Origin of the sequence: Odoribacter sp. AF15-53, assembly GCF_003479425.1 — a bacterium.
Lineage (GTDB): Bacteria > Bacteroidota > Bacteroidia > Bacteroidales > Marinifilaceae > Butyricimonas.
Map to the genome: position 1 here is coordinate 1 of NZ_QUHC01000030.1, position 1,919 is coordinate 1,919.

Annotated in this window: 2 protein-coding genes; both read right to left on the reverse strand. The window is 34.3% G+C overall.

The window, feature by feature from the left end:
* The coding region (locus DWW52_RS20755) for an SMI1/KNR4 family protein (protein WP_148315422.1) at positions 1 to 550 on the reverse strand (550 nt) is incomplete at its 3' end.
* A 74-nt stretch (positions 551 to 624) separates the two neighbouring features.
* Positions 625 to 1,707: a hypothetical protein gene (locus DWW52_RS20760; protein ID WP_115649216.1), complete on the reverse strand. Its 1,083-nt coding sequence runs from the start codon at positions 1,705 to 1,707 to the stop codon at positions 625 to 627.
* Positions 1,708 to 1,919 lie beyond the last annotated feature (212 nt).

Genomic DNA, 1,919 nt, shown 5'->3' on the forward strand with positions numbered 1-1,919 from the left:
AACAGTCCGAAAGTTCAGGCATTACACCTGCTGTCTCCGTTTGTCCCTCTTCGATTTCTTCTATTGCTGGAATTGCTTTGTGCCCGTCCAAAACAACGAGATTGTCAAAGAAATCATCTATTGAATTTGCAACAAGTCGTGGCTCTCCAAAATTGAAGATTACATCTTGCATCCCCACAATAGGGTAAAGATAGATCTTTCCATTAACCAAGTCTATGGTAATCCGACCTTCATCGGTAGATTCCATAGCAAAAATAAGAATGCTATCAGATATAGCTCCAGCTTTTCTTAACTCTAATGTTTCGCCTTCTGCCGTATATCTGGGGTCATTCTTAAAATCCTTGTTATATTTGAATGGGAAGAAATCTTCAATTTCCACCTCTTGATATTTATTTATGCTTGCGGTCTGTTTCGTAGAACCTCCATTATATTGTAAATAGAACTCTTTCAGTCTTTCCGGCAAGGCATAACCCAATTTACTCTCTATTTCTTCAAAATCTTTGAGAGTAAGACTTTTTTGGCAATTTTCTAATTCTATTTTCATATTCATTCTTTTTATGGGCAGATAATGTCCGGTGGATAATCAATTTTCCGGAGAGATTTATCCGCTTGTTACCCACGTATTTATTCTTTATTTTTTCGATTTATATGTATATCGCTTATTTCTGCTTTTCCTCCAAAACAGAGTAATTCTTCCACATTCAGATTATCCAACACTGCATATACAGATTCTTTTGTCATACTTTTAACGCTTAACATCTTTACTTTTCTCAATTTTGGAGCATTTACAAGGCTTGTAATATCAACCAACTTATTTAACGTATCAATACAGACTTCAGCTAAGTTGTTTAGATTGGCTAAGTTGGGTATCTTAGTAATATTAGCTAACCAAATCAATTCGAGTTTTTCAAGTCCTGTGAGTGTACTGACGAATGAAATATCATCCAATTTGGATATTCTAAAAAGTTTCAGTTGGCGCAAAGTTCTAAAATCACTCAAAACAGTCAAGTCTATTTTTGAACTGTCACACCACAGAATAGACAAGTCCTTGATAAGCATTTGTTTTAAGAAAGACAAATCCTTATTTTTGACAGCTCTTAATTCTAACTTTCTCAACTGACTTAAACCTACGATAGCTTCAAGATTCTTATCTAATTTCCCAAGGAATAAGGATTGGAGATTTTTCAAGCGCAAAAGCCATTGGCAATCAAACACAGGCTTTCCACTCTTCAAATCCGCATCTATATGTAAATGTTCCAACTGGCTTGGCAAAGTATTGACAAAAGAAAAACCCCTTAAATCATAAATATCTAATGTCAATGATTTTAGATTTGACAAACTTGAAAGAATAGATAAGCCAGTATTCTTATATTCAAAATCGCCTATTACGATATTTTGTACATCAGGAACAAATCGCAGGAAATCCAGATTCCAACCATTGAAATCATCTCCATATCCAAATTTTTTGTCAGCCCCTCCATATACACGAAAAGAAATATCAGGACGTAATATAAATAAGCGATTCAATTTTTCGAGAACAGTATTAGGAATATAATCGCTTATTTGAACTCTCTTGATAAGTTTTTCCTCGCTTATTTGATGAATTATGGATTCAGTTACATCTTCAGCCATGTAACCATCTTCGGGATGTCTTGGAATTCTTCCAAAACTGCGAGGAGTAAATATTTCAATTTGTGTTCTAAACATATCTTTACTACGTGGGTAATGTTTGGTGGCTAACCGACCTTTTCTGGGGAGGTTTAGCCGCATGTTAATCGTCTTTATTGGATTGAATGTATTATTAAAGATACTTCGTCTTTTTGGTAATGATAAGTTTTTATTATACAAGATGTTTTTTGTAGTGATAAAAACACTTTAACCGATGCTTCACAATAGGGAGACAAAGAATCAAATAGGAC

What these genes read in the sequence shown, in the direction of transcription:
- DWW52_RS20760 (WP_115649216.1), bottom strand. Translation starts at nt 1,707, where the DNA reads ATGTTTAGAACACAAATTGAAATATTTACTCCTCGCAGTTTTGGAAGA.